Source organism: Sphingomonas sp. Mn802worker (assembly GCF_000382485.1).
Lineage (GTDB): Bacteria > Pseudomonadota > Alphaproteobacteria > Sphingomonadales > Sphingomonadaceae > Sphingomonas.
Window position 1 is genome coordinate 143,112 of record NZ_AORY01000012.1, and the last position, 25,263, is coordinate 168,374.

Consider the following 25,263-nt stretch of genomic DNA (forward strand, 5'->3'; position numbering starts at 1 on the left):
TGCAAATACGACGGCGGCCCTATGGAATGGTCGACCAGCCAGACCAGCCGCGTCGCCAGTGCGCGCCGCGACGTGCGCAGCAAGCGCCGGTTCGCTGGCGCTGGTGCAGAGGATGCACGCGCGTTCTATCAGGCACAACGCCGCTTGGTTGCCGCCGCTATGTGGCGCGACCGCAAGGTTGGACAGGCGATGAAAGTCACTGGCTACGACGCCGCGTTCGACAAGAGCGACCGGTTGGAGTGGGTAGCCGATGAAGCCGCCACGCGGGTATATGAGTATCCGTTCACCAACGCGGTTGAATTGCGCGCAGCCCTCGACTTCGCGGAGGAACGCGGCGCGGGCCATGCGGTGCTGTTGCCGCTGCTAACGGCTGGCGTTCGTCGCCTTGCCGGTGAGGTGCGCGCATGAGCCGCGTTGCACGGCGCGGCAATGTCCGCGCGATCCGCCCCGGCATCGCCATCCCCACCAGCACGGACGAGCATAAGCACACGTACCAAGACGCGATGATCGCCGCCATTTGGCAGAAGCAGGCGCACGACCTCGCACAGACGGCACCGAACAGCGACGCGCATCTGCTCGCGTTGCGGCTGGCGACGATGGACCGAAAGCTACCCCGCAACAACCTGCGCCTGATCGTCACGCCCGTTACGCCGCGGTCAGAGTGGTTCACCGAGGCACAGCACCGCGTCCATGTCGCCACCAAGGCGCAGGAGCTTGCGGCAAGCCGTTGGGCGCTGGCCTATTTGCTCGACAAGCAGGACGGCGGCACCCGGCACGATGCCGCCAACGTGGAACGCGAACGCGCGCAAGCCGAACTGGATCAGGCGATTGAGGACGCGTTGCGGACGCCTACAACCCGCAGGTGCGATGCCGCGGCAAAGCAACGCATGGTTGGCAGGCGCGAGTGGGCTGAGAAGTACCGCCCAGACTGGCAGGCGATGGTTGACGAGGACTTGGCCCGCTACGCCTCCAAGAGCCGCAAGGCGGAGGTGCGGGCATGACGCACCAGCAACAGGGGGCGACGATGGCCGCTCCCACCATCCGCTGCCTTGTCCACGCTGCCATGCAGGCGATTGAGCCGTGGTACGACTTCGGCCCCGCCGGCATCGACAGCGTGCAGCACGAGGTATCCGGCGAGGGACGCTACTTCTCACTTGATTGGTTCGGCCTGCACCTCACGGTATTCTATGGCCGCACGCCCAAGCGGGAGGGCTGCTGATATGGCGACCCGTACCAGCTTCGACCCGGCCGCGTGGTTTGCGATGTGGTCCGATCACGGCGGCGTCGCCATGATGATCGGGGATCGGTTGTGGGTCGGACGCACCCAGCCACTCGAACAGGAGTCCGTACAGACCCTCAATGCGATCAGGGCGCGTCTGCACGCTCCCGGCGCAACAATGGCGCTGGCGAGCCTCCTACGGGCTTCCTCGCCTATCCTTGACCACGGGGAGAGATGAACATGACCCGCCTCGCAATCGCGTTCGCTTACGTGCTCTCGTTCTTAGGGGTGGCGGTACTGCTGTTCTTGTCGTTCCGCGCCAGCCCCAGCCTTGCCTATACCGGCGTGCTGTTGTTCGCGTTGGAAAAGGCGATCAATCTCGCCCTCCCTAATGAGCATCAGTGACGCGATAGAACCAGGGAGCAGGAAAGCCATCGAAGTGACCGTCAGTCATCAAGCATGTCTTGATTGACGCTTACCGTATAGCCGGTGGATCGATCGAGAAACTCTGCATGACACCTTCTAAAGGGCCTTAAGACATCATTGATCGGAGCAGTTAATAACGTCGGCACTCTCGCAAAACTGAAATCATTGTATCTCCCATAGCGCTGCGTGATCCTCGACCGATCAGGACCTTTAATCTCGATTGAGATTTCTATTTTTTCGTCGTCTTCATTTCGGCCTGCCCACAGAGCAGCGAGTGCCGACAGAAGCGATGCTTCGAGCGGTTGAAAATTGGGATACCCCTTAGTCTCCACGGGCCTGTCTTCAGATCTGACATGAGTCCACGTTCTTACGTAAAGATTTGCGATCCTACTCTTCATCCGCGTGCGCCATTCGAAGGCTACGACAGAGATTGCCATCATTGTTTTTATTGTTGTTGGCTCAGAATGGTGGATGCGGGCATCTCGGGCCGAGTAACGGGTGACGCGGCCGAGGAGGTCAAATGTGTCGGCGTCGTAAGCTCGCACCTCAACCGAGTCCCACCCTCGCCCCAGCTTGACAGCGACTGTAACTGAGAAAGTGCACTCATCCGGCAAGGTCTTTCGCACGCAAGCCGACAGCAGGCCTTCTACTTTAGCAGGCTTCACATTGGGTGCTGCTCGGCTCGCCAAGTAGACAGTGATGTCAGCAGGCGTGGCTCGGAGCTGCTCCCCTATGGCATCAGCCGTAAGGCCATTCTGCCAAAGGTGCTGAGCCTCGTAACCGTCAGCGCTATCCAGCGTTGCCCGCTCATCCTCTTCAGCGATGGGCCACGGCCGCGGCAAACGGGTAAACGGCTTAGCAACCGGATCGCACGGCGTGTCTTGTCCCCTGAGCGGCTCAGCGTGGATCTTCTCACTAGCGTCGAACGGGATTTCGCGCTCACGCTCGACATCAAAGGCGTAGATTTGGCGGAAGCGAACGCCTGGCAGGCGCAAGTCCATGCTGTCGTGTAGCGATACCGCACGTGCTATCTTATTGAGACGCGAGCCGATGATTAGCGACCCTCGACTCCAGCGGTTGATTCCCCAAGACTCTCCGACCTGCTCGGCCTCTTCAAGCTTTTCGCGTTCGCCAACGGGCAGATTTCGGCGTTTTGTTTCTACGACGATGTCGATGTCGCCGATCGTGCCATCTTCTGACCCAGTATGAAGGCTTCCGAAAAGGTATATTTCCGCGATCCGCTGCGATCGCTCTGGATCCGAGTTGATCAGTCGAGCTTCAGCAATCAATTTGTCAAGGATCACGAGTCCTTGCTCAGCAGATATACGCTTCAAGACCTTTGTCGCTGTAAGCCGGTGCCCCTTTCTAGTGGCGATCCATTGATCCCTGTCATTAGTACGGCCGGCGTAGACCAGCCAGCCTTCGTGCTGCAGCTCGAGCAGCTTATTTGTGATGTCTGGCTCGTCAAGCTCGAGGGCGGGCATGGCCGAGATGGTCTCAAATCGTTCCCGTCGTAGAAGCTTGCGTAAGGCTACGGCGCGTACGCCACACACACGGCCATCGGTTTGTAGTCGCATGGAATGACAATGATCACACCATATGCTTACGGCAAGCTTTCAGTTGGCATCACTCCCACTTCATCAGGTTAGTCTCGAACGCACCATTTACATTCACTTACCAAGTGATATCCGCACGAGAATAAGCCGAAAAGCTGGAACTTTTCCGAATCTTAAGCGCGGCACAAAGCTCATGAGCACAACTTATTTGACTTTTTTTGATATGTATTCTCCTCTTGCCCGAAGCCCCTTGTCCTCGGAGTGCCGGATCGATTGTCGCACTTCTCGAAGGTATCGACGACCTCGACTGCTACGGGCCGCCTCTTCAATCAACGAATTTGCAAGCGCCCCATCGTCGGTCAGCCTTCCGAAGGTGTCCGGGTCAAGATGACCATCTACGAACATACGTACCGTGGTCTCTCGCAGACGGGAGCAATTGTCCCACTCAAACCAAGACCCCCAATCCAGACGCCGAGTCACCAGTCTTTCGATTTCCCAGGGCAATCGAGATTGTTGGAACGCACGGTACAGCCGTCCATAGCCAAACCGAAAAAGAAAAGCCTTTGAACGAGATCGACCCCCCAATGCCCGTGAGACCATAAAGGCAGCCAAAAAGTCATGATCAGGTTCAAGCAGGGAACCCCCAGCGCGGCTTAGGGCCAAGGCCCAAGGGTCTTCACCGTAGTCATTTGGAACAACATCCGGCTCGCTCATCCGGGCGAGTAGATGGACAGTTGAGAGTTTCGCTATTTTGCCCGAAGCAAGCGCGGAAGCTAGCTTGTTCGGCTGCCATGCTAACGTTTTAAGCCATTGCGACAGGACCCCTGTAGCCGCGTCCGCTACCTCTAAACCGGCGACGAGATCCGCCGGATCTGCCAAGTTGGCCAAAAGGGTGGCTGGCCCTGTTCTTCCGGCGGTCGCAAGCGCCAATGCGACTTGAGTTGCCGATCCCTCATGCACGCTGTTGGCTAATTCATCGCCAATACCGGCTATACGCCAGAAGTCTGCCACTTCCAGGACGTCCGGTCTAAATGCAACGATGGACGCCGCTATGGAAGGATAAGAGTTTAAAGCGCTAACAATCTCGACAGGCGTCATCGAGCCGAGTGCCTCTCTGCAGGCTAAACCCATTGGTCCATTGGCAGTCAAGTAGTCGAGAAAGCGATTTGGAACTCTGAGCCAGAGCTCGCGAGCTAAAGATCGGCCGAGGCGACGATCGTCAGTCGGCAGTACCTCATCGGAAGATTTTATAACAAATTCGAATACTAGATCATCTACGATCCCAATCTGCTCTATCGCACGCCTTGCTACGAGAGTTCGAATGTTTCTTGCGGATCTCTCGCCAAGCCCACCTAATTCGCCAAGCGCCTGAACAGCCTCAGTTAGCTTCGGCGCGGACGCGGCGAACAAAGCTGTATGAAGGCGGCAAAGAGGGGCCATCGCACGACGCCCGCCATCAACGTCCCCTCCGACACGGCGTAAAAACTCGCGTATATTAGTGGCGTCATTTCGAAACAAATCTTTGACAAGTGGCTCTAGTGCTTCTTGATAGAAGACCTCGCTTGGCAACACTGAACTTGGAAAGCGCGATCGCACATGCCGGTCAGAGATTTTCGCCATTTGAAGATCAAGCGGGACGCCCTTGGCGGAGCGATCCATGCCAGATAACGTGCAGAAACCAAACGCTCGTCGCAGACGAGGCCACTGCTGCATCCAAATTGCAACAACTAAGGTTTCGTCTTCATCACCATCTTCCGCCTCTACGAGGATCGGGCGGTCCGGTGCTCCGTAAATGGCGTTGACCACTTCAAGAGCGCGCTGAGACGTAGTTGGAGTCTCGACCGCAAGCCTTTGAGCGATTTCGATGTCAACACCGTATGCCGAACGTGCGAAAGTATCTGTCGGTCTCTGAAAGGCATCCAAGAGACCGGCAGTTGAAGTTAGCGCAGCTAGATCGGCATTATCGATCAGCAGAGAATGCGTCCATACACAACCCGGCCGTGACATCTCAGGAGCTGCCCAAGTTCGAGCAAGAACATACTTTCCTGCGTCATCGAGCCGATAGCCGGTAAGGTAACCGCTTGGTCCCGGCCTCACACCACTGCCAGAAAGATCGCTCATCACCAGCATGGTGCGTGAATCAACATTTTCCAGTTTCAATGAGCCTGCAATCAGACGATGACCGTCATTGTACCCATGCAGTGTCTGGTGGACGAAAAAACCCATTACTTCATCAACCACGCCAGAGGCAAAGTGATGTCTGAGGTTACCGCCGCATCTCGCACGATCTTGATGCGGTCTGAAGGGCGGTCGAGATCTCGCAGCGCGTCCGTTACAGCGAAATGCTGATCCTTCTCCGGGTCTTCGTAGTCACCACCTTGAGCACTGACTCCCCACACCTCCCAATCCCAAGGATCTCGGCCACTTTGAAGGTATTGAAATAAGAGGGGCAGCTTGGTCGACATGATTTCTGTCGGAGACAATTGCTCGCCTTCGACCTTGTCCCAAGCCGAAATCAGGATCGCGACACGTCTAGGACCAACGTTAAGTGTCTCAGACATAAGAAACTGAAGAAGTGCAACTAGCTTCACTTGGGTAGGTGAAAAATTCGGACTCCAATCGACTGGCTCGTTATCGATTATCGGTAATCCGGCATCCTGTGTCATCTTGTTGCGCTCGGCTACCCAAGCAGGTAGCTTGATTGTGTCGCCGTTAACTATCAAAACGATATCGCGGGCAGAAAGCGTTTTGCGGACGCTTTCATCAACCTCTCTCTTTTCCCACATGTCGCTGAAATCTTCTCCCGGGATATCAGGGAAAGAGATCTCGACTTCGCGCCCCTCGGCATTGCCAAGCGTCATTATAACGGTTCTAAGACCTGATGTCTGAGTGCGCTGTTGGATCTTACCGGAGCGCCAGAGCTTTGCCAAAGTGTTTAGGTGTTCATAGTTGCTGGTTTTCAAGCTGGTGAAATGCAAATTAGTGTTTGCGCCTGGTTCACGCACCATGTGCCACAATGCCGCAAGATAAGTCGTTTTGCCCGAAGCTGGGAGGCCAACGATTGAAATGTGCGCATCTTCGTTCATCCAAAAGATTCCTGATTTGGCGCAAGCAAATCCATCATCCGGCTGGATACACCTAGTCCGATTGCAGAAGCCGACGTTGAGTTGCAAGTCGGGCTCAACCAGTATCGCAGCAGATTATCAACCCCATCACCGCGCTTCAAACCCGAGACTGACTTTGGCGAAGCTGCAATAACGAACGGTTTAACTTCAGAGAGATGTGATGAATGCCGCTCGGCGATTGTCGCCACGATTTCCGCAAAATCGCGCCTAGTGCGTTCGGCGTTAGTGGTCCCCACCACTACATCGTTCTTGGTAAGAACTACCGCCAATCGACAGTGTTCGCGGATAGCACCTCCTTCAACGAGGGCTTCGATCAGTTGCGGGCTTACAGCCCTGACCTCGTGCCGATGCTCGGTCCCGGTCAGGTGCTCGCCATTTACCAGCAATGTTACTGTGTCGGCTCTCCGCAGCTCGATAAAGTCGTCAGCACGTGCAACATCGTCGGCAGCCCCCAAGTAATCCTCTCCCGATCTATCGCCGAGGAAAAGTGACACCACGTCTTGCCCTTCCGCCTTTAGGTCGAGGTGGAAAAAGGTAGCCTCGGCGCCCACAATGGTTCTTTCCATGTGCGGTAGTCCACGCCTCGACGCAGCTCGTGCATCATGGCAGACCTTTTCAAAACCTATCAGCGTAGTCGAACCGGCGAATCCGATGTCGCCGACGGGCCCTTCCTGCAGCAGATCATACACGCTCGCGATCAGGCTGGTCTTTCCCGCGTTGTTGGGGCCAACGAGGCCAACCACTCGGGACAGGAGACGACGTTGCAGAGCTGCAGCGTTCATCGTGTCGAGGGCCTCGCCAGAAGCCAGACTAATCATCCTGGTGGCCTCTTTAATGGAGGGCGCCTCTACTATCTCCTCAAAGTCATCGATCGTCATCGTCGCAAGATGAGGGCATTCTTCTAGTTCATATCCCTCTACACACCTTCCATTGTTAGCGTAGTCGCACTGCTCATTTGAGCAACTCTTCGGCTGGGACGCCATGGCGTCATGCGCCTACATTGAGGAAAAGGTATTCGCGGTAGAACAACTCGGCCATCCGCGCGGCCGGTATTGAGAGGTTTGCCTTCAGGCCGGTTAACCCCGTCCAGCCTGGCTGCCATGTGTCGTCAGAGCCAAGCTCAGCGCGCTTTTCTAAAGCGAAGTGAAGCGGCGTGGTCATTGCAGAGACAAATGCGCTTTCCGTTACCTTTTTTGCCCACTCGAGATCGACGGCGTTAACGGCGTCTTCTACGGTGCACTCCTCAGAACCAACGCCGGCTCGAGTAAGGAGCGCGCCGATTGAGGCAGGCCCTGGTGAAATCTGGGTCATCTCCCCTAGTTCGCTCGCAATGCGAAGCGGGCGCGCTTCTCGATCGATGTCCTTGAACGGCATGTCGAGATGGCGACTAAAGCCTCCTATAAGCCACCACAGGATCTGAAGCTCTTCTTCATCAAGCGCTAGGCGCCGTTGTAGGAGATTGATCGTCCTGTCATGTTCTCTAGCCAACGCGGCGATTGCGGCACCGGCAGAGTCGCGGAGGCGGGTTAACTCGCTTGACCAAAGTGCTGCGTCCATGACTTGCATCGCTTCTGCTGAAACAGAGAAGTCCAGTTTTTTGGTCGTGCTTTGAGAGGCTTTGGGGTCAGCTCGAACATGCTGACGCCCCGAGAGCGCGACAAGTGCCTTCTGGGCAAGGCCGACAAGATCCATTGGAAGTTCTGGCTTACGGGCCCCCGCAAAGGCTGCAGTAACCACGCCGATCGCTGCATCGACCTCACCAGCGAACATTCGGGAAAGTGCCGCTGCTGCCAAGACTTGCAGCTCTCGTCCTGAACCAGACGGGTCGAAAGAACTATCAGTTCCTCCAAGCATGGAGACGACTGTAGCGTGCGCTTCCGTTAAGTCTTCGCTCTTCAAGCCAGCAGCAGGAACGTTGGACGAGAACGCCAGACGGATACAGACCTCGACCGTCTTCAACGATGGCTTAGTCGACGTTGCAACCACCCCCTCCCACCGCAGATTCCTAGTCTCCCCAGAGTCCATGAAGCTGTCAGTATACCAGCGGGCAAAGTCGGGGCTCATCTCTGGTGGCGTCGCCATCGCTAGTTCTCCATTGTGGCGACCGCAGCCGCTAATTCGCCTAAAATCTTTCGACTACCCGCACGCGCGAGAGCACGTCTATAACGTTCGGGTTCGAGCAAGCGGATTTCTCCTTCCTCAAGCAAATCGAACCTCTGCGCAATTTCGCGTCGCTGACTGCTGCTCAGCAGCCAGAAGCGATGGATCAAGTCACGCAAATCGGGCTCGACCATCTCACTCTCCTCACCCTGCCCGTCGCGCACGCGTTTCCACGTGGCGCGCGCTCTCGACATGACATCGGATATGTCGTCCGGCGTTATCGCAGTGAGACGTTGCGAGGTCTGAGATCTCGTAGGACCGCCGTCGGCCCGATCGATTGTGCGCGACTTGGCCGCGGCAGCACGAGCCTCTTGAGCCGATGCATACGTGACCTCCTTAGCCATCCATCAGGTCCTTAAGCATCGTCTGCGCGAATACCACGGCTTCCGTGTTCAACCAATCAAGGAACACCGGATCATCAAAATCCGACTGGAGCTGGTCACTGCTGTCGAGACACAAAGCCTTCTGGACTGGGACTCTCTGACCATAAATTTGCCGTGCTTCTGGATTGGCGAACACCGGTATCGCAATGATGGACCGCCGGTCCTGGCTTGCAAGAGCCCGTTCATATTTCGTCATCCAAAGCGCGGCGGGATTAGCAGCATACTCGCTGTATATAGGCCTTCTTTCTACGAAGGCTCGCGGTCCGAGCTTGCTTCTAGCGTCGTATTCCATTCGATCGTCCGAGTCAGCGTCCATTGACACCGAGTCGGACACCTTGAAAGATCCACCTCGAAGCGATTGTAGAAGATATAGCCTTAAACGGGGCGGCGGTTGCTCAACAGAGCTTTTATTCCGACGTTTAAAAGATACGACCTCTTGGAAGCTGCGTTTTTTGACCACCTTCTCGGCCGCTACCTGTGCTCGTCGGGCTGCAATCTTATCAGCTGTTCGCTCAAGAAGGTCAGCGAGAAGACCGTTGACTAGGTCGCTCATGAGAGCGGCTCCATGAAGTTCAGTATGCGCCTGATTAAGCCCTGCATCAAACGCCTGACCTGCTTCAACGCGCCCGCACCCGAAGTCCAGAGTCCCAAGCGGACTTTGCAGCTCCACCACAGTTAAATCAGGAATGAAGTCCTGTATAATCGACTGGCTGCCGAAAACACCCGTTTCTATTACTGAACTCGCATGACTCAGAAAGTCGTGAAATGGAGACCACAGACGCGCTAGAGGAGCGAGGATATGGGTTCTTACGCGCGATAGTTTTGCTAACAGTGCATTAAAAGAACGACCCTCAATCTTGTCGTTATTCTGTACACCAGTTTCCTCTGTTTTCCCCCCCAGCGTGAATGCAAAAATCGGTATCGGAGAACCTTGCTGCTCCCTCTCAAGCGCACGCTTTTCAGCCGCAAACGCCCAGACAGGCAGGTTAGATATAAGACCTCCATCGACATAGATTGGGTCGTTATCCGCGGCTGCTCCCCGGACGTGGGCAGGCCTAAATACGAACGGGATCGCAGCAGATGCCGCCACGGCGTCGGCCACAACGACGTCCGGTGTGCTTTGATCAAATTGCACTAACGAGTTATTTCGAGCATCGGAGACTATTATCTTCAGCCCTGAACATTGTGGAATGATTGCTGGATCTATGTGAGAAAACCTGATGTATCGAGGCGGCTCGACTTCAATCCCAAGATTGATGTAGTGCTCCTTGAGACGATCACGCAGGATGTCGTTGAGCTTCTCACGCATTTGCTTTGTTGAGAGAAATCCACGTCCAAATAGCACTGGTATAGTTAGCAAAAGAGAGGGAGACAGCAACAAGCCAATAAGTAGTAGACTTGAATAACTAGACCTAACCTCTAATATCATAGAGCTGACTACTATAAGTATAGCTAGTCCCAAGCCCCATATAGCGGACTTCCGTAGAAGGTTGAACCACAACCATTTACGGGGTCCTAATAGATCGAGTGGCTTAAGCCCATAAGATTGTAGCAAGTCACTGTCGGAATACCGATCGAATAGTTCGTCAGCGGTGTACCCTATCGCAGTTAGCGCTGCGATGATTGCGCCGGCAGAGGCGCCTGCTGCACCGACGAGTTCGTAGCCGTTTTGCTCAAGTGCCTTCAATGCACCTATATGAGTAATTCCTTTCGCTCCGCCTCCCTCGAAAATCGCAAATGCAGGCTTGACTCGCTTTTGGACTCCCTCACTTTCTGCGATGCGATTCACCCCTAAGTTTCCTTGCGCCTTTGGTTACTACCACTCGACAATCGGAGCGGCAGAGAAACTGACGTTTGTCATTAGCGCGAAAAAGTTACATCAATCCAGCGTCGCCCGAGATCCGCAAAAGAATGCGGTATCGCGAAACTGTCTGTTGATGTCGGTATTCGACAGAGACGGCGTTGCAGTGTCAAAAGGTGTAGCCTGCCGCAAAGTCAGGTATGACGTGACGTTGGTCGCCGCCAATCAAGCTTTGAAGTCGGATGAGTAGCGTTAAGGCGTATGGCGCGCCACGGCGCCGGAGGGCGCCTCTGCGGTAGGCCTGGCAACGAAAACAGCGCTTTGGAAGCACAGCGCTGCTGTCGGTAGCGGTACACGGCTTAAAGGACTGATTGCAGCACGCTTACCTTCATCTGAAGTTAGTAGGGGAAAAATCAGGGGGAAGTATCTGACCACCTTCACCTCAATGCCGCACCCTGCCGCTGAATTTGGGCGTAATGTGCGATCATGTCGGGCCGCCTTTCATGGTCCGGCGGAGACACTGTTGCGGCGGCAACGGCGAGCGCATCTGCAGCCGCACAGGTCGCTGAAGCAACGGGAGAAAGTGCTTGGCCCTTCAGAGCCGCGATCTGTTCACGGAAATCGCGTGCCGCCCGGAACGTAGGAAAGAGCCGTTCCTGATGCTCTTGCAGCTTCGCGGCACGCTGGCGAACCGAGGCGAGCTCCGCTGCAACTGCCGATCGTTCAGCTTCGGCATCGCGGCGCGCAGCCATCATCGCCTCCCTTTCCAGCGCAAGAGCAGCAGTTTCGGCGCGCTGCTCATCCATGTCGTGCTGCAGCTCACGCTCCATCTGCGCCATAACTTCGAGGTGCTCACGCACGGACTCGCGATCAGCCGCCAAGCGGTGATCGTCGAACGCGACCGTTGCGGCATGATCCGCGATAGCCCTATCCAACTCCGTACGCTCGGCCGCAATTCTGCGGCGCTCAGCTGCCGTCTCAGCGATTGCCGACTGACGTTCAGAAACGAGCCGCTCTCGAACTTGTTCGATGTCGCGAAGCTGCGCGGTCATAGCAGCGTCGTGGGCTAGCTTGGCTGTGTCCAGCAGCCGCTGAGCGTTCTCCACCGCTGCTTCCTTCTCCGCCATTCGAGCGACAAAAACCGGCACGGGTTCGTGCTTGCGTCCGCTTCCTTTGATGCCGCGCATCAACCCGAACCGCGCCATGCCCTGACTGTATGCGTCTTGAGCCTCTTCGAAACTTCCTGGACCAGAGATCGTGCGCCCGACGAGCTTCCAACGCAGGACAGTGTCATCAGTGCAGCGCCGATCCGGCTTCTCCTCTAGAGGCAGGATGACGAGGTGCACGTGAGGTGTCTTCTCGTCTTCGTGAAGCACCATAGAGACCACGCGATGCGCGCCGTACTGCTTCAGCGCCCATTTTACCTGCGCTTTTGTCCACTCATGCAGTCGCTGATCGCGCTCGTCGGCTGTGCCCCGTTCAAAGAACTCAGCGGACGCCGTCAAGATCGCTTCATAGGCGATCACGCCGTTCTTACGCAGCTGACCTGGATCGATATTGGCGGCGCGTAGCTGGCGCTTCACATCCTGTTCGAGGTTGTTGGTGCCGATCAGATATGTCGGCGGCGGGGCGCCGGGTATCGCGTGAGGAAGCGGCTGAGTCCGAGCATTGTGAACGTTTGCAGCTCGGACAGCCTGCCAGTTCTTCAAGGGACCGTCATGGCGGAAGGTGATAATCGCGAACATCGACATCGTAGCGTCACCCGGCAGAGCGTAGTAAGCTAATTGTCACTCGATCACCGCAAAAACACAACTGTTTAAGCAAACACCCAGGACCTAGGGAGCCGGAAACGGCAACTTGCCTAAACGTACCTAAAGACTACCGCCGTCTCTTACATGGTTGTACCAGTTTTTGTATTTACGTAGCCTAGTAGCGAATTGCATCCATCTTGGTAGCACCCCCATATGGCCCACGGATGCGCCTGTATAATGGAAGCGTTATCGGATCCGGTCCGCTTGCCGGTTCCGTGACGTTAACGGCGGCATCATAGCAGTAGCCGTAGTCGCTAGTAGCGTGATGCCGCCCTACCCTGACCCTGCCGTAGTCGGCGGGACGCCGTCTTCTAGCCAAGCAGCGAGCGCGTTCGATCCATTCGAGCTCGTAGCCGCTGCAATGAGCACAACTTGGCTTATGGCTGCTTTGGTGCTGGTGGTCGTAGCCTACCTCCTCCTCACGCTGCCGCGCCGGTAAACGCGCCCCTCTCTACCGCTGTAATTCGTGTGTAATCACGACCGGAATTACACGGAACGTTCCGGCATCTTCTAGCCTCGGAACAGGTGCGGAACTCGGTGTTATCTCAGTGACTTAGGGCAGTCCCAAAGCATCCCGGTACGCTGCGCTCAGGGACTGCAAATCCTTGCACCCGGGTTCGATTCCCGGTCGGGCCTCCAATACGCTGTCTGCGCCGACCGAAAGTTTATTTCGGATGTCGGCGCCGCTGGCAAAAGCCCGCAAGCGGATAACAGCTTCCGACATCGGTTTGATGCAGGCTCGCAATGTGATCGGTATGTGCCTGAACTGCAGGTGAGGCTATACCCACGTCCGCTTAATAACGGGACAATTAGCCTGCGGGCGTCCTAACGCAAGGTCAGGTTGGCGACTCTCGACGTCGACCAACTCTCAAATTGACCGCCTCAGCACGCATGCAGCATCGCCACCACGACATCAGGTTGAGGAGGTCCGTTCGTGACGGTGGCATTGTTGACGTTTCTGCATCTTCTGGTGTTCGTCTACTGGCTGGGCGGCGATCTCGGCGCCTTCTACGTGTCCAACTTCATGACCGACCCGCGCCGCTCCGTACCCGAGCGGATGATGGCGTTGAAGATCCTCAACAACATCGACATGGCGCCACGCACCACGTTGATCCTCGCCTATCCGACCGGCCTCGCGCTCGCCTGGGCGAAGCACTGGGTCGACGTGCCGGGCTACATGCCGGTGATCGCGGCCGTGCTGTTCCTGTCGTGGCTGGCGCTCGCGTGGTTCGTACACCTGCGCCATGGCAGCGGCTCCGAACTGGCGCGCCGCCTTGACCTCGCGATACGGTACCTGTGCGTCGCCGCCTTCGCGGTTGCGGGGATCGCCGGCATTGTCGGGCTGCGCGACATTCCGCTGTTCATCGCGCTCAAGCTCTGCGTGCTCGCGGGATGCATCGCGCTTGGCCTGCTGGTGCGCAAGCAGATCGTGCCGCTGTTTGGCGCCATCAGAGAGATGAACGCGACCGGGCCGACCGCCGCCACCGATGCCGCGATCATCCGCGCCAACGGCAACGCGCGCATCTCCGTCCTGGCACTCTGGGTGCTCGTCATCGCCGCCGCGTTGCTGGGGATCGTCAAACCGACCTGAGCGTCACGACGGCGCTTGCCTCATTTGTTATATGTACATAACATTAGAGGGAGGCAGGGAGCGCACCGATGCGGCACGAGGTCAGCACGAGATCACCGAAGTGGGCGGCATCCCCTGGCAGAGGCTGCCGCACGGTCGACCCCGCGCTCATCGCCCGACTGGAAGCGACGGTTGATCGACGCACCGACACCGCGCTGACCGCGCAATTCGGCATCAGCTACAATACCTGGCGAAAGATGATCGCCGGTCAGCCGGTCCGCGCCTCGGTGCTCGACCGGCTTGAGGCGCGGCTGGAGCAGGACGACGCGTCGGCGAACCGCTGACGCGCTGCGCAGGCGATCAGGCGGCGTCGGGCACGATCACCTGACGTATCGCCTGCCCGTCGGCCAGTCCGTCTAGCAGTGTATTGATCTGCGACAGCGGACTGATCGAAGTGAGCAGTTTCTCAACCGGCAAGCGTCCCGCACGCCACATCGCGATGTAACGCGGAATGTCGCGCGCTGGGATTGACGACCCCATGTACGATCCGATCACCGTCTTGCCGTCCGCCACCAGCGACACTGCCGGGATCGTGAACGCCTCTGCCGGGTTCGGCAGCCCCACCGTCACAATGCGACCGCCGCGCCGCGCCGCGGCATAGGCGGTCTTCAGCACAGCCGCGCGGCCGACCGTCTCCACGACCAGATCAGCGCCGCCGTTCGGGAACAGCTCAGGGAGGCGGTGCGCCTCCTCGATGTCGAGCGCTTCCGCGCCGAGCTCGGTCGCGATCGCGCGCTTCTCCGCCGACGGGTCGATTGCGACCAGGGTGCCGGCGCCGCTCGCCCGCGCCGCCAGCAGGCTGGCGAGCCCCACCCCACCCAGCCCGTAGATCAGCACGTTCTCGCCCGGTCGCATCGCGGCGGAGTTGATGACCGCCCCCGCCCCCGTCAAAACCGCGCAACCGAACAGCGCGGCGATGTGCGCAGGAATATCGCGGTCGACCTTCACCGCGGAGCGGCGGTCGACGACGACATGGCTGGCGAAAGCCGACACGCCCAGATGGTGGTGCACCTCGTGCCCGCAAGCGTCATGCAGCCGCCGGGCGCCCGACAACAGCCGCCCCTCGCCGTTCGCCGCCGCGCCCGCCGCGCACATATACGGCTCGCCCCCCTTGCACCGGACGCACTCGCCGCATGACGGCAGGAAGGCGAGGATGACGCGATCGCCGACCGCGAACTGCATGTCGTCGCCTGGTCCCAGCGCCTCGACGATACCGGTCGCCTCATGCCCCAGCGCCATCGGCATCGGACGCGGGCGATCGCCATTTACCACCGACAGGTCGGAATGGCACAGCCCTGCGGCATCGATCCGCACCAGCAACTCACCCGCCTGCGGCGGATCGAGCGTCAGTGTCGCCAGCTCAAGCGGGCGATGTTCACCATAGGGGCGTGGATTGTCCCCGGTACGCGCGAGGACCGCGGCGGTGATCTTCATGGTCATCCGATCTTAATGCTCAGGTCAGAAAGGCTCGCGCGTCGCCAATCGCGTCAACGCGCCCACTTCTTCTCGAAATCCCACACTTCCTGAAATCCGATCAGGCCGCAGAAGGTCTTGAAGTCGAACATCAGCAGGTCGGCGGGCTCGCCATCACCCTCGTCGCGCAGCCGGGTGAAGGCGGTCTCGATCGCCGATGCCGCGATCAGGCTCGACAGCGACGGGTAGATCGCAAAGGCATAACCGACGTCGGCCAGCACGCTGCCGTTCAGCATCGGCGTCGAGCCGCCATTGGCCATGTTCGCCATCACCGGCTGCTCGAACGTGGCGCAGGCGAGCCGCATCTCCTCCTCGCTCTCCATCGCTTCAGGAAACAGCACGTCGGCCCCTGCCTTGGCATAGGCTTCCAGCCGGCGCAGCACCGCGTCCATGCCCTCGGCCTGGCGCGCGTCGGTGCGTGCGATGATCAGCATGTCGTCGCGAGTCTCGGCGGCGACGCGGATTTTTTGCACCATGTCCTCGACCGGGATCACGCGGCGGCCCGGCGTGTGGCCACACTTTTTGGGAAACTCCTGATCCTCGATCTGGATCGCGGAAATGCCCGCTGCCTCATAGCCGCGCACGGTATGCTGGACGTTCAACAGCCCGCCGAAGCCGGTGTCAGCATCGGCGATCAGCGCCGCCTTGCTGGTGCGCATGATCGTCGCGTGGCGATCGAGCATCTGCGTGTAGCTGACCAGCCCGGCGTCGGGTAGCCCATAGCCTGACGCGGTCAGCCAGTAGCCGGTGCCATAGACGATATCGAATCCGACGCGGTCGGCGATCACCGCGGTGATCATGTCGTGGATCCCGGGCACCACGAAGAACTGCTTGGTCGCGAGCTTGTCGCGCAGGCGGGTGTCAGTCACGTATCCATGTCCTCTTTTGTCCAGAGCCACGCGGCGCTCCGCCGTTGCCCTTGCTCGAACCGCGCTATGTCATCGCCGTGCAGTGCGAGGATGCGGCGCGTGTCGTTCCACCCGTTCAGCAATGCCTCGCGTCGGTCCTCGGCGATCTCGAACGTGAACAATCCCGACGGCGTCGCCACGGTCTGCGCGGTCAGATCGACGCGGATCACCGCATCGCGCACGGCCTCGCCGCGCAACTCCGCTACGATCGCGGCACCAAGCCGGATCGGCAGGATGCCGTTGCGGAAACAATTCCCGTAGAAGATTTCACCGAAACTCTCCGCGATCAGCACGCGAAAGCTCAAGTCGTCCAGCGCCCAAGGCGCCTGTTCGCGGCTCGATCCGCAGCCGAAATTTGGCCCGGCGATCAGAATCGGTCGCGTATTGTCGGTGTGGATCGGAAATTCAGGGTCGGTGCGCCGATCGGCAAAGGCATAGGCGCCCAATCCCTTCTTGGCGGTAATCAGCAGGAACCGCGCAGGGTAAATGATGTCGGTGTCGACATCAGCCTCTGGCAGCGACACCGCCTGCCCTTCGACGACCGACAGCGCCCTCATGTCACCACGTCCCGCACGTCGACGATCCTCCCGGCCAACGCGGCCGCCGCGACCATCGCCGGGCTCATCAGGTGCGTTCGCGCGCCGACACCCTGCCGTCCCTCGAAATTGCGGTTCGAGGTTGAGGCGCAGCGCGCACCCGGCGGCAGGCGGTCATCGTTCATCGCCACGCACAGCGAGCATCCGGGCTCCCGCCATTCAAAACCGGCGCGCAGGAAAATCTGGTCGAGCCCCTCCGCCTCTGCCGCCGCCTTGACCCGCATCGACCCCGGCACGACCATCGCGCGCACGCCGGGTGCGACTTGACCATGTTGAGCGATCGCGGCGGCGGCGCGCAGGTCATCCAGCCGCCCATTGGTGCAACTGCCGATAAACGCATGGTCGATCGCCAGTCCGACGATCGGCGCTCCCCGCTCTACCCCCATATAGCGCATTGCTTTCGACAACTGCTCGCCCGCGGGCAGGGTCGCGCCGACGGGCAGGACCTGATCCGGGCTGGTGCCGAAGGTGACATGCGGTGCGATCCGCTCGACCGCGATCGCGATCTCGCGGTCGAACGTCGCATCCGCGTCGCTGGACAGCGTGCGCCAATATGCCAGCGCTGCGCTCCAATCGTCGCCGGCGGGTGCCCGCGGTCGGTCGCGCAGATACGCGAATGTCGTCTCGTCCGGTGCGACGATCCCGGTGCGGGCTCCGGCTTCGATCGTCATGTTGCAAAGCGTCATGCGACCTTCCATCGACAAGGCCCGGACCGCCTCGCCGGCATATTCGACCGCGTAACCGGTCGCACCCGACGCGCCCACCGCCGCAATGAACGCGAGCGCCATGTCCTTCGCGCTCACCCCGCGCGGCAATCGCCCGGTGAAGCTGACGCGCATGGTCCGCGCTCTGGACTGCCACAGCGTCTGCGTCGCCATTACGGTGCTGCACTCCGACGCACCGATCCCGAACGCCAGCGCGCCGAACGCGCCGTGCGTGCTGGTATGGCTGTCCCCGCATACCAGCGTGATACCGGGCAGCGTGAAGCCCTGTTCCGGGCCGATCACATGGACGATCCCCTGATCGTCGCCGGCCAGCGGCAGATATTCGATCCCGAACGCGGCGCAATTGCGCTCCAGCAGCGCGACCTGCGCTGCCGCCTGATCGTCCTCGATCGGCGCATCGCGATCGTGGGTCGGCACGCTGTGATCGGCGACCGCCAGTTGCGTCACCGGACGGCGCACACGCAGATCGTCCTCGCGCAGCGCCTCGAAACTCTGCGGCGTCGACACTTCGTGCAACAGGTGGCGGTCGATGTAGAGCAGCGCCTTGTCGCCCGCCTCCGCCACGACATGCGCATCCCACAATTTGTCGTACAGCGTGCGCGCCATCATCGTCAGTCCAGCTGCGCGCCCGCCGCCGCCGCAATTTCGGCACCGGTCGCGAACGCGTTGCCGGGCTGCTCGGCCAGCCAGCCGATCAGCGCGTCGAACTCGTCCATCCGATACGGCAGCCCGGTGATGTACGGCGTCACGTTCAACGCCAGCATCCGCCCGCCTCCAGTCGCGGCCGCCTCGTCCCGCAACCAGGTGAAGGCATCGCGCATCTGCTCGCAGTAGCTCGCCATCGATTGCTGCTGTACGGTCAGGATCTGCCGGTCGGACAGTTCATGGTTCAGCGGCAGGTTGAGGATTGGCCCTCTACGCGTCGTCATGCGATACGGCAGGTCGTCGTTGACCCAGTCGCATTGATAGGCGAGCCCCGCCTCCGCGAGCAGCGCGGACGTGTTGAAAGATTGCGACCGCGCGATCGACAGCCAGCCGCCCGGCCGCGTTCCCGTCACGTGCTCGATCCCGTCCAGCGTTGCGGCGATCATCGCACGTTCCTCGTCCTCAGGCACGCCGGTCGCGATCGTCGCGTTCATGTCGGTCGCATGCGCGACGATCTCATGCCCACCCGCCACGATATCGCGCACCAGTGTCGGATACCGCGCCGCGATCGCGCTGTTCATTGCGACACTCGCCCGCGCGCCGACCCGTCCCAGTGCGTCTAGGAGGCGGTAGATGCCGACGCGGCTGCCGTAATCGCGCGAGGTATAGTGGCGGTAATCGGGATAGGCGGTCTGCATGTGCCCGGGCGCCAGGAACGGCTTGGCATCGGGCAGGATCGGGAACCATTCCAGATCGATGACAACCCAGGTCACGACCGTGCTGCCGTTCGGCCAGCTGATCGGCGGACGCTTGAACAGGTTGGACCAGCGATACAGATCGTGATCCATCCCCTCGCGGCGGTGCGGATAGTCGAAATAGGTCGGATCGAGCGTCATGCCTGCGCTCCTGCGCCGCGGGCGAGATAATGGTCGGCGATGTCACCCGACCGCGTGATCCAGGCACGACCATCGGCGGCGATATGGCGCAGCACCTCCTCGAACGCGCCGATCCGATGCGGCTGGCCGATCAGGTAGCTGTGCAGCGGGATGCACATAACAGTGCCGCTTTCCGCTCCTTCGGCGGCGAGCCGATCGTATTGCCGGATCAGCGTCTGCGCATATTCGCGCGGGCTCATGTTGTAGACGAAGAAGCCGTAATGGTCGTTGACCTCAAGGCTGTACGGCATCGAGATCAACCGCCCGCTCTTCGTCACAACCGGCATGGGCTGATCGTCGTGATACAGGTCGCAGGTATAGCTCATGCCGTATTCGGCGATCAGGTCGAGCGTGCGCGTCGTATGTGTCAGCGCCGGCGCCAGCCAGCCCTTGATCGTCTGCCCGGTCGCCTCGCGCACCGTGCGGATCGAATCCTCGATGATCAGGCGCTCCTGCGCCTCGTCCATCCCGTAGCTGTAGCGCGTGTTGTAGATGCCGTGTGAGAAGAACTCCCAGCCGAGCTGGTTGGCGTGCGCCACCACTTCGGGGATGTGCTGGCACAAGGCGACCGACAGCGAGACCGATCCCTTGAACCCGTGCTTTTCCATCAACTCGGCCATGCGCCAATGACCGACGCGGTTGGCGTAATCGCGGTGCGAATAACCGACCACGTCCGGGTGCGGCTTGGGCCAGCTCTTGCGATGCGGGTTGGCGGGCGGGGCCAGCTCGTAGAATTCGAGATTGGGCGACACCCATACCGCGACCGACTTTCCATCGGGCCATTCGATCTTCGGGCGCCCACGGTACGGTTGGTAATCGTACAGGCCGGGGTCCGCCGCATGCTCGTGCATCAGCGTGCCTCCAGCCAGTCGATCACCGTGTGCACCGGCTCGACATCGGCATATTTGATCGCGAGGTCGGTCAGGTTCGCGAAGTGGAAGCTCTCGTGCTTGTCGGCGCAAGTCTCGATCGGCACGATCGTGCGATATCCGCGCGACAATGCATCCACCGCGGTCGCGCGCACGCAGCCCGACGTGGAGCCGCCGGTCACGACCACGGTGTCGACGCCGTGGAAGACGAGCAATGATTGCAGCGGCGTCTCAAAAAAGGCGGACGGCATCCGCTTGTTGTAGACCGCATCCGCCGGATCGATCGCGCAACGGTCGTCAAAGGCGTGGCGGCGACTGCCGTATTTGATGTTCTGCAACGAATCGGGCGTGTCGGTGCGCGTGCCCCACACGCCGCAGTCCGACCCGTCCTCCGCATAAGCGACGCGCGTCCACACGACCGGCATCCCCTTTGCGCGGGCCAGGTTCGAGATCGTGTTGGTGTGCTCGATCTGCCGCGGATCGGTTTCGTACGCGGTCGCGAACTCGTCGATGCGGGTGTAGGCGCACTGGAAGTCGACGTTGACGATCGCCAGCTTGCTGCCGAACCCGAACTTGGCCCGACCGGGCTTGGCGATCGTTTCCTCGAACAACTGACGCGCGGTCTTGTTGTCGCAAACCATCTTTGTGCCGACGATTGTCACGCGCGTGCTCCTTCGTTGATCGAACGATTGCTGCTAGCGGGCCGGAAACCGAGCGGCAGGCCGGCAAGCGGGGTAAAGCCGTAAAGCGGCTCGTCGCCCAGCGCCGCCGCCACCTGTTCGCGCACCGCAAACAGTTTCTCCAGGTCGATGCCGGTGCGCACGCCCATCGCTTCGAACATGAACACCAGATCCTCGGTCACGATGTTGCCGCTCGCACCCGGCGCGAACGGGCAACCGCCGACCCCGCCCAGCGAACTGTCGAACGTAGTCAGCCCAACCTCGTAGGCCGCCAGCGCGTTGGCGAGGCCGAGTCCCCGCGTGTTGTGCAGGTGAATACCCGTCAGCGCGCCCCGACCGAGCGCCGACCATAGCGCGGCGATCATCGACTTGACCGCGGCGGGATCAGCATAGCCTGTCGTGTCCGCCAGCCCGACTTCGTCGCAGCCAGCCGCCATCAATGCCTCGGCCAGCGCCACCACCTTCACCTGCGGCACCTCGCCCTCGATCGTGCAACCGAACGCGGTCGACAGGCTTCCTTCAAAATGCGGCCGCCGCTCCGCCGGCAGATCGCGGATCAGCGCCGCAATGCTACGCGCCTCCTCGATCACCTGCGCGTGCGTACGGCGCAAATTGGCTAGGCTATGCGACTCGCTGCACGACAGCGGCAGCGTGATCTTATGCGCACCCGCTGCGATCGCGTTTTCCGCACCGCGCGCATTGGGCACCAGCGCTGCGACCGTAAGTCCGGGAATGCCGACCGCGTAGCGGACGATTTCCGCCGTGTCCGCCAGTTGAGGCAGCAGTTTCGGCGGTACGAAACTGCCGACCTCGATCTCGGACACGCCCGCTGCGACCGCGCCGTCGATCCACGCCTTTTTCGCCGCCGTGGGGATCGTCGCATCGATGCTCTGCAATCCGTCGCGCGGACCGACTTCGCTGATCAAAACGTCCATGGCGACATTCCTAGCTTGATCCCAATTGTATTGTCCATATATCAAATGTGCCTGACGGCGGGGCGTCGTTCGGGAGGGGCATGATGGTGGCAGACGATCTAAAGGGGCTCCCCCTCGCGGGGATCAAGGTTGTTGAATTCAGCCACATGGTAATGGGCCCGCTGACGGGCGCGGTGCTGGCCGACCTTGGGGCCGACGTGGTGAAGGTGGAGCCGATCGGCGGCGACAACACGCGTCGTCTGCTGGGTTCGGGTTCGGGTTATTTCCCGATGTTCAACCGCAACAAGCGCAGCATCTGCATCGACCTGAAAAGCGTTGCCGGGCGCGATGCCGCGATCCGCCTGGTGCGCGGGGCGGACGTGGTGATCGAGAATTATCGACCCGGCGCGCTCGACAAGCTTGGCCTTGGGGCGGAGGCATTGCGCAAGGTCAACCCCGACCTGATCTATTGTTCGACCAAGGGGTTCCTGACCGGCCCGTACGAGCATCGTTCGGCGCTTGATGAAGTCGCGCAGATGATGGGCGGTCTCGCCTACATGACCGGGCCGCCGGGTCGTCCGCTGCGTGCGGGCGCATCGGTGATCGACATCGCAGGCGGCATGTTCGGCGCGATCGGCATCCTTGCAACGCTGCTCGCGCGCACCAGGGGCGACGGCGGCGCATCGGTGCGCGCGTCGCTGTTCGAGACCACGGCCTTCATGGTCGGGCAGCATATGGCGCAGATGGCCGTCACCGGTCAGGCCGCCGCTCCGATGCCCAACCGCATCTCTGCCTGGGCGATCTATGACGTGTTCGAGACGCTCAATCCCGACGAGCTGCTATTCGTCGGCGTGGTCAGCGACGGGCAGTGGAAAAGCTTCACCGCCGCGTTCGATCTGGGCGAGGTCGGCCGCGACCCGCGCTTCGCGACCAACAATGAACGCGTGCTCGCCCGCGAAACGATCGTACCGGTCGTGCGCGCGATCATGGCGCAGCACAGCCGCGCCGAGCTGCTCGATCGCCTGGAGCGCGCGGGCGTCGCCTTCGCACCGATTGCCCGGCCGCAGGACCTGTTCGACGATCCGCACCTCAACGCCAGCGGCGGACTGGTCGACCTGACGCTCAACGATGGCCGCGCGATCCGCTTGCCCGCGCTGCCGCTGGAGATCGATGGTCGCATTCCGGGCGTCCGCCGCGACCTGCCGCATCCCGGTGAAGACGGCGAGGATGTCCTGCGTGACTTCGGTTTCGGCGCGACCGAGATCGCCGCCCTGCACGAAAGCGGTGCGATCGGTACTCTGGCTAAGTCTGTTCGCGATCTCGCCGGGCAAGAGCAGACCGCATGACGGCAGCGCCGCATGGCGGCGACGGCGGGACACCGCGCACGCTGGCCGGAATGATCTGGGACGCGCACGTCGTCTGCCCGTTGAGCGGCGATACCGCGCTGCTCGCGATTGATCGCTTGCTGCTGCACGAGCGCACCGGCGGGGTTGCGCTGCGCAGCCTGGACGAGGCCGGACGAAGCGTGCTGGCGCCGGCGCAAGTGTTCGCAACCATGGACCACATCGTCGATACCTTCCCCGGCCGTAGCGACGATACGCTGATGCCGACCGGCAAGGCGTTTTTGACGATCACACGCGACGGCGCGCGGCGGCACGGCATCACCCTGTTCGACCTGCACGATCCGCGTCAGGGCATCGTCCACGTCATCTCGCCCGAGCAGGGCATCGTGCTGCCCGGCGCAACGCTGACCTGTCCCGACAGCCACACCTGTACGCAGGGCGCGTTCGGCGCGCTCGCTTGGGGAATCGGCTCCAGCGAGGCGGAACATGCGCTGGCGACCATGACGCTCCGGGTCGAGCGGCCGCTGGACATGCGGATCACGATCACCGGACAACTTGGGCTTGGCGTGACCGCAAAGGATCTGGCGCTCCATATCGTCCGCCGGCTCGGCTCCGGCGGCGCGAAGCGGCACGTGGTCGAGTTCGCCGGTCCGGCGGTGACCGCGCTCAACATGGAAGCGCGCATGACCTTGTGCAACATGGCGACCGAGCTTGCCGCCTTCGGTGCGATCATCGCCCCCGATGACAAGACCTTCGCCTATCTGCGCGATTGTCCGTTCGCGCCCAAAGGCGCTGCGTGGGATGCCGCCGTCGCCGAGTGGCGCCTGCTCGCCAGCCAGGACGGCGCACCGTTCGCGGTCGAGCACGTGATCGACGCCGCCGAGGTCGCGCCGATGGTCACCTGGGGCACCAGCCCGCAGCACGGCGTTCCGCTCGATGCGGCAGTGCCGGTGTTCGAGGCGCTCGACGGCTCGGTGGGACGCAGCGACTATGACCGTGCGATCGCCTATATGGACGTGACGCCCGGGCGACCGGTTGAGGGGCTGCCGATCGATGCCGCCTTTATCGGCTCGTGCACCAACAGCCGGCTCTCCGACCTGCGCCGCGCCGCTGCGATCCTTGACGGGCGCACGGTCGCGCCCGGTATACGCGCGATCTGCGTACCCGGCTCGACGCAGGTGAAACAGGCCGCCGAACGCGAAGGGCTCGACGCGATCTTCCGATCCGCCGGGTTCGAGTGGCGCGAGGCGGGATGCTCGATGTGCTTCTTCGCCGGTGGCGAAAGCTTCGGCGCACAGGAGCGCGTGATCAGCTCGACCAACCGCAACTTCGAAAGCCGCCAGGGGCCAGGCACCCGCACGCACATCGCCTCGCCCGAAACGGTCGCCGCTTCCGCCATCGCCGGCGTGATCGCCGATCCGCGTAAACTGGAGCCGCTGGCATGACGCCGCTAGTACGCCTGACATCGATCGCGGCGCCGCTGCTGCGCGACAATGTCGATACTGACGCGATCATTCCGTCGCGCGAGATGAAGTCGGTGTCGAAGACGGGACTGGCCGACGGCCTGTTCGCCGGTTGGCGCTACCGGACGCCCGGTTCGCGCGATCCCGATCCGGCCTTCGTTCTCAACGCCTCGCGCTATGCGGGCGCGAAGATATTAGTGTCCGGCGCGAACTTTGGCTGCGGATCGAGCCGCGAACATGCCGTCTGGGCGCTGGCCGAATACGGCTTTCGCGTCGTGATCGCACCGTCGTTCAGCCCGATCTTTCAGGGAAATTGCGTGCGCAATGGCCTTGCGCCCGTCGTGCTGCCGAACGACGCGGTCACGGCGCTGGCGATGCTTGCAGAGGCCGGCACGCCGGTCGACGTCGACCTGTCGCGGATGACGGTCTCGGCCGGCGAAACGTCGTGGTCCTTCAGCCTTGAGGACGAGCCCCGCGTCATGCTGATGGAAGGGCTCGACGCGGTCGAGCTCACGCTCAAGAACCGCGCGGCGATCCAGGCTTTCCGCGCGGCCGATCGCACGGCGCGACCGTGGATCTATTTGGGCGAATAAGCCGCTAC

General features: G+C 60.8%; 25 protein-coding genes. 9 read left to right on the top strand and 16 right to left on the bottom strand.

Annotation, left to right across the window (positions count from 1 at the left end):
• Positions 1–21 precede the first annotated feature (21 nt).
• From SMN802W_RS0110670 to SMN802W_RS18290, 4 genes are all read left to right on the top strand, one after another.
• A complete protein-coding gene (locus tag SMN802W_RS0110670; protein ID WP_156818832.1) occupies positions 22–408 on the top strand; it encodes a hypothetical protein in 387 nt (128 codons plus the stop codon).
• Positions 405–1,001 (top strand): hypothetical protein, encoded by a 597-nt coding sequence (locus tag SMN802W_RS0110675; RefSeq protein WP_019516897.1) that lies wholly within the window; start codon positions 405–407, stop codon positions 999–1,001. Before SMN802W_RS0110670 ends, SMN802W_RS0110675 begins: the two co-directional genes overlap by 4 nt.
• Positions 998–1,219, top strand: a complete 222-nt coding sequence (locus SMN802W_RS0110680; protein WP_019516898.1) for a hypothetical protein — start codon at positions 998–1,000, stop codon at positions 1,217–1,219. The genes SMN802W_RS0110675 and SMN802W_RS0110680 overlap by 4 nt, the downstream gene beginning before the upstream one ends.
• A gap of 240 nt (positions 1,220–1,459) precedes the next feature.
• Positions 1,460–1,624, top strand: coding sequence for a hypothetical protein (locus tag SMN802W_RS18290; RefSeq protein WP_156818833.1), 165 nt, complete (start codon positions 1,460–1,462; stop codon positions 1,622–1,624).
• A 41-nt stretch (positions 1,625–1,665) separates the two neighbouring features.
• Here SMN802W_RS18290 and SMN802W_RS18295 read toward each other — a convergent pair whose 3' ends face one another.
• The 8 genes from SMN802W_RS18295 to mobV form a co-directional block, all read right to left on the bottom strand.
• Positions 1,666–3,129 carry a nucleotidyltransferase domain-containing protein gene (locus tag SMN802W_RS18295; protein WP_156818834.1) on the bottom strand — a complete coding sequence of 488 codons (1,464 nt, stop codon included), beginning with the start codon at positions 3,127–3,129 and terminating at the stop codon, positions 1,666–1,668.
• Between the two features lie 276 nt (positions 3,130–3,405).
• On the bottom strand, positions 3,406–5,427 hold the full coding sequence (locus SMN802W_RS18300; RefSeq protein ID WP_156818835.1) for a GAP1-N1 domain-containing protein: 2,022 nt from the start codon (positions 5,425–5,427) through the stop codon (positions 3,406–3,408).
• The gene (locus SMN802W_RS0110705; RefSeq protein ID WP_156818836.1) at positions 5,427–6,287 is read right to left on the bottom strand and encodes a TRAFAC clade GTPase domain-containing protein; all 861 of its coding nucleotides are present in this window, start codon (positions 6,285–6,287) and stop codon (positions 5,427–5,429) included. Before SMN802W_RS0110705 ends, SMN802W_RS18300 begins: the two co-directional genes overlap by 1 nt.
• Positions 6,284–7,204, bottom strand: a complete 921-nt coding sequence (locus SMN802W_RS18305; RefSeq protein ID WP_156818837.1) for a TRAFAC clade GTPase domain-containing protein — start codon at positions 7,202–7,204, stop codon at positions 6,284–6,286. Before SMN802W_RS18305 ends, SMN802W_RS0110705 begins: the two co-directional genes overlap by 4 nt.
• A gap of 109 nt (positions 7,205–7,313) precedes the next feature.
• Positions 7,314–8,408 carry a GTPase-associated system all-helical protein GASH gene (locus SMN802W_RS18310; RefSeq protein WP_156818838.1) on the bottom strand — a complete coding sequence of 365 codons (1,095 nt, stop codon included), beginning with the start codon at positions 8,406–8,408 and terminating at the stop codon, positions 7,314–7,316.
• Between the two features lie 2 nt (positions 8,409–8,410).
• Positions 8,411–8,620: a hypothetical protein gene (locus SMN802W_RS18315; RefSeq protein ID WP_156818839.1), complete on the bottom strand. Its 210-nt coding sequence runs from the start codon at positions 8,618–8,620 to the stop codon at positions 8,411–8,413.
• A gap of 202 nt (positions 8,621–8,822) precedes the next feature.
• Positions 8,823–10,658, bottom strand: coding sequence for a patatin-like phospholipase family protein (locus SMN802W_RS17945; protein WP_156818840.1), 1,836 nt, complete (start codon positions 10,656–10,658; stop codon positions 8,823–8,825).
• A 449-nt stretch (positions 10,659–11,107) separates the two neighbouring features.
• The gene (gene mobV / locus SMN802W_RS17950; protein WP_083925722.1) at positions 11,108–12,421 is read right to left on the bottom strand and encodes a MobV family relaxase; all 1,314 of its coding nucleotides are present in this window, start codon (positions 12,419–12,421) and stop codon (positions 11,108–11,110) included.
• 994 nt (positions 12,422–13,415) lie between these two features.
• Between mobV and SMN802W_RS0110745 the strand changes: the two genes are divergently transcribed.
• Positions 13,416–14,072: a hypothetical protein gene (locus SMN802W_RS0110745; RefSeq protein ID WP_019516911.1), complete on the top strand. Its 657-nt coding sequence runs from the start codon at positions 13,416–13,418 to the stop codon at positions 14,070–14,072.
• 68 nt (positions 14,073–14,140) lie between these two features.
• Positions 14,141–14,395: a hypothetical protein gene (locus SMN802W_RS16880; protein WP_019516912.1), complete on the top strand. Its 255-nt coding sequence runs from the start codon at positions 14,141–14,143 to the stop codon at positions 14,393–14,395.
• A 16-nt stretch (positions 14,396–14,411) separates the two neighbouring features.
• Here the strand turns inward: SMN802W_RS16880 and SMN802W_RS0110755 are convergent, their stop codons facing one another.
• From SMN802W_RS0110755 to SMN802W_RS0110790, 8 genes are read right to left on the bottom strand one after another with little or no spacing between them, the layout of a single operon-like run.
• Complete coding sequence (locus SMN802W_RS0110755; protein ID WP_026326016.1) at positions 14,412–15,545, bottom strand: alcohol dehydrogenase catalytic domain-containing protein; 1,134 nt, start codon at positions 15,543–15,545, stop codon at positions 14,412–14,414.
• Between the two features lie 53 nt (positions 15,546–15,598).
• A complete protein-coding gene (locus SMN802W_RS0110760; RefSeq protein WP_019516914.1) occupies positions 15,599–16,453 on the bottom strand; it encodes an isocitrate lyase/PEP mutase family protein in 855 nt (284 codons plus the stop codon).
• Positions 16,450–17,049, bottom strand: coding sequence for a 3-isopropylmalate dehydratase small subunit (gene leuD / locus SMN802W_RS0110765; RefSeq protein ID WP_019516915.1), 600 nt, complete (start codon positions 17,047–17,049; stop codon positions 16,450–16,452). The genes SMN802W_RS0110760 and leuD (SMN802W_RS0110765) overlap by 4 nt, the downstream gene beginning before the upstream one ends.
• Complete coding sequence (gene leuC / locus SMN802W_RS0110770; protein WP_019516916.1) at positions 17,046–18,422, bottom strand: 3-isopropylmalate dehydratase large subunit; 1,377 nt, start codon at positions 18,420–18,422, stop codon at positions 17,046–17,048. Before leuC ends, leuD (SMN802W_RS0110765) begins: the two co-directional genes overlap by 4 nt.
• Positions 18,423–18,424: 2 nt before the next feature.
• Positions 18,425–19,354: a polysaccharide deacetylase family protein gene (locus tag SMN802W_RS0110775; RefSeq protein WP_019516917.1), complete on the bottom strand. Its 930-nt coding sequence runs from the start codon at positions 19,352–19,354 to the stop codon at positions 18,425–18,427.
• The gene (locus SMN802W_RS0110780; RefSeq protein ID WP_019516918.1) at positions 19,351–20,244 is read right to left on the bottom strand and encodes a polysaccharide deacetylase family protein; all 894 of its coding nucleotides are present in this window, start codon (positions 20,242–20,244) and stop codon (positions 19,351–19,353) included. Before SMN802W_RS0110780 ends, SMN802W_RS0110775 begins: the two co-directional genes overlap by 4 nt.
• Positions 20,244–20,924 (bottom strand): isochorismatase family protein, encoded by a 681-nt coding sequence (locus tag SMN802W_RS0110785; RefSeq protein WP_019516919.1) that lies wholly within the window; start codon positions 20,922–20,924, stop codon positions 20,244–20,246. The genes SMN802W_RS0110780 and SMN802W_RS0110785 overlap by 1 nt, the downstream gene beginning before the upstream one ends.
• Complete coding sequence (locus SMN802W_RS0110790) at positions 20,921–21,877, bottom strand: hydroxymethylglutaryl-CoA lyase (RefSeq protein WP_019516920.1); 957 nt, start codon at positions 21,875–21,877, stop codon at positions 20,921–20,923. The genes SMN802W_RS0110785 and SMN802W_RS0110790 overlap by 4 nt, the downstream gene beginning before the upstream one ends.
• Positions 21,878–21,960: 83 nt before the next feature.
• Here SMN802W_RS0110790 and SMN802W_RS0110795 point away from each other — a divergent pair, with 83 nt between their 5' ends.
• Genes SMN802W_RS0110795 through leuD (SMN802W_RS0110805) form a run of 3 tightly spaced genes read left to right on the top strand, consistent with a single transcriptional unit; the run spans position 21,961 to position 25,255 of the window.
• The gene (locus SMN802W_RS0110795) at positions 21,961–23,202 is read left to right on the top strand and encodes a CaiB/BaiF CoA transferase family protein (RefSeq protein WP_202951018.1); all 1,242 of its coding nucleotides are present in this window, start codon (positions 21,961–21,963) and stop codon (positions 23,200–23,202) included.
• The gene (locus tag SMN802W_RS0110800) at positions 23,199–24,644 is read left to right on the top strand and encodes a 3-isopropylmalate dehydratase large subunit (protein WP_019516922.1); all 1,446 of its coding nucleotides are present in this window, start codon (positions 23,199–23,201) and stop codon (positions 24,642–24,644) included. The genes SMN802W_RS0110795 and SMN802W_RS0110800 overlap by 4 nt, the downstream gene beginning before the upstream one ends.
• Entirely contained in the window at positions 24,641–25,255 is a 615-nt protein-coding gene (gene leuD / locus SMN802W_RS0110805; protein WP_019516923.1) for a 3-isopropylmalate dehydratase small subunit, read from the top strand. Before SMN802W_RS0110800 ends, leuD (SMN802W_RS0110805) begins: the two co-directional genes overlap by 4 nt.
• Positions 25,256–25,263: the final 8 nt, after the last annotated feature.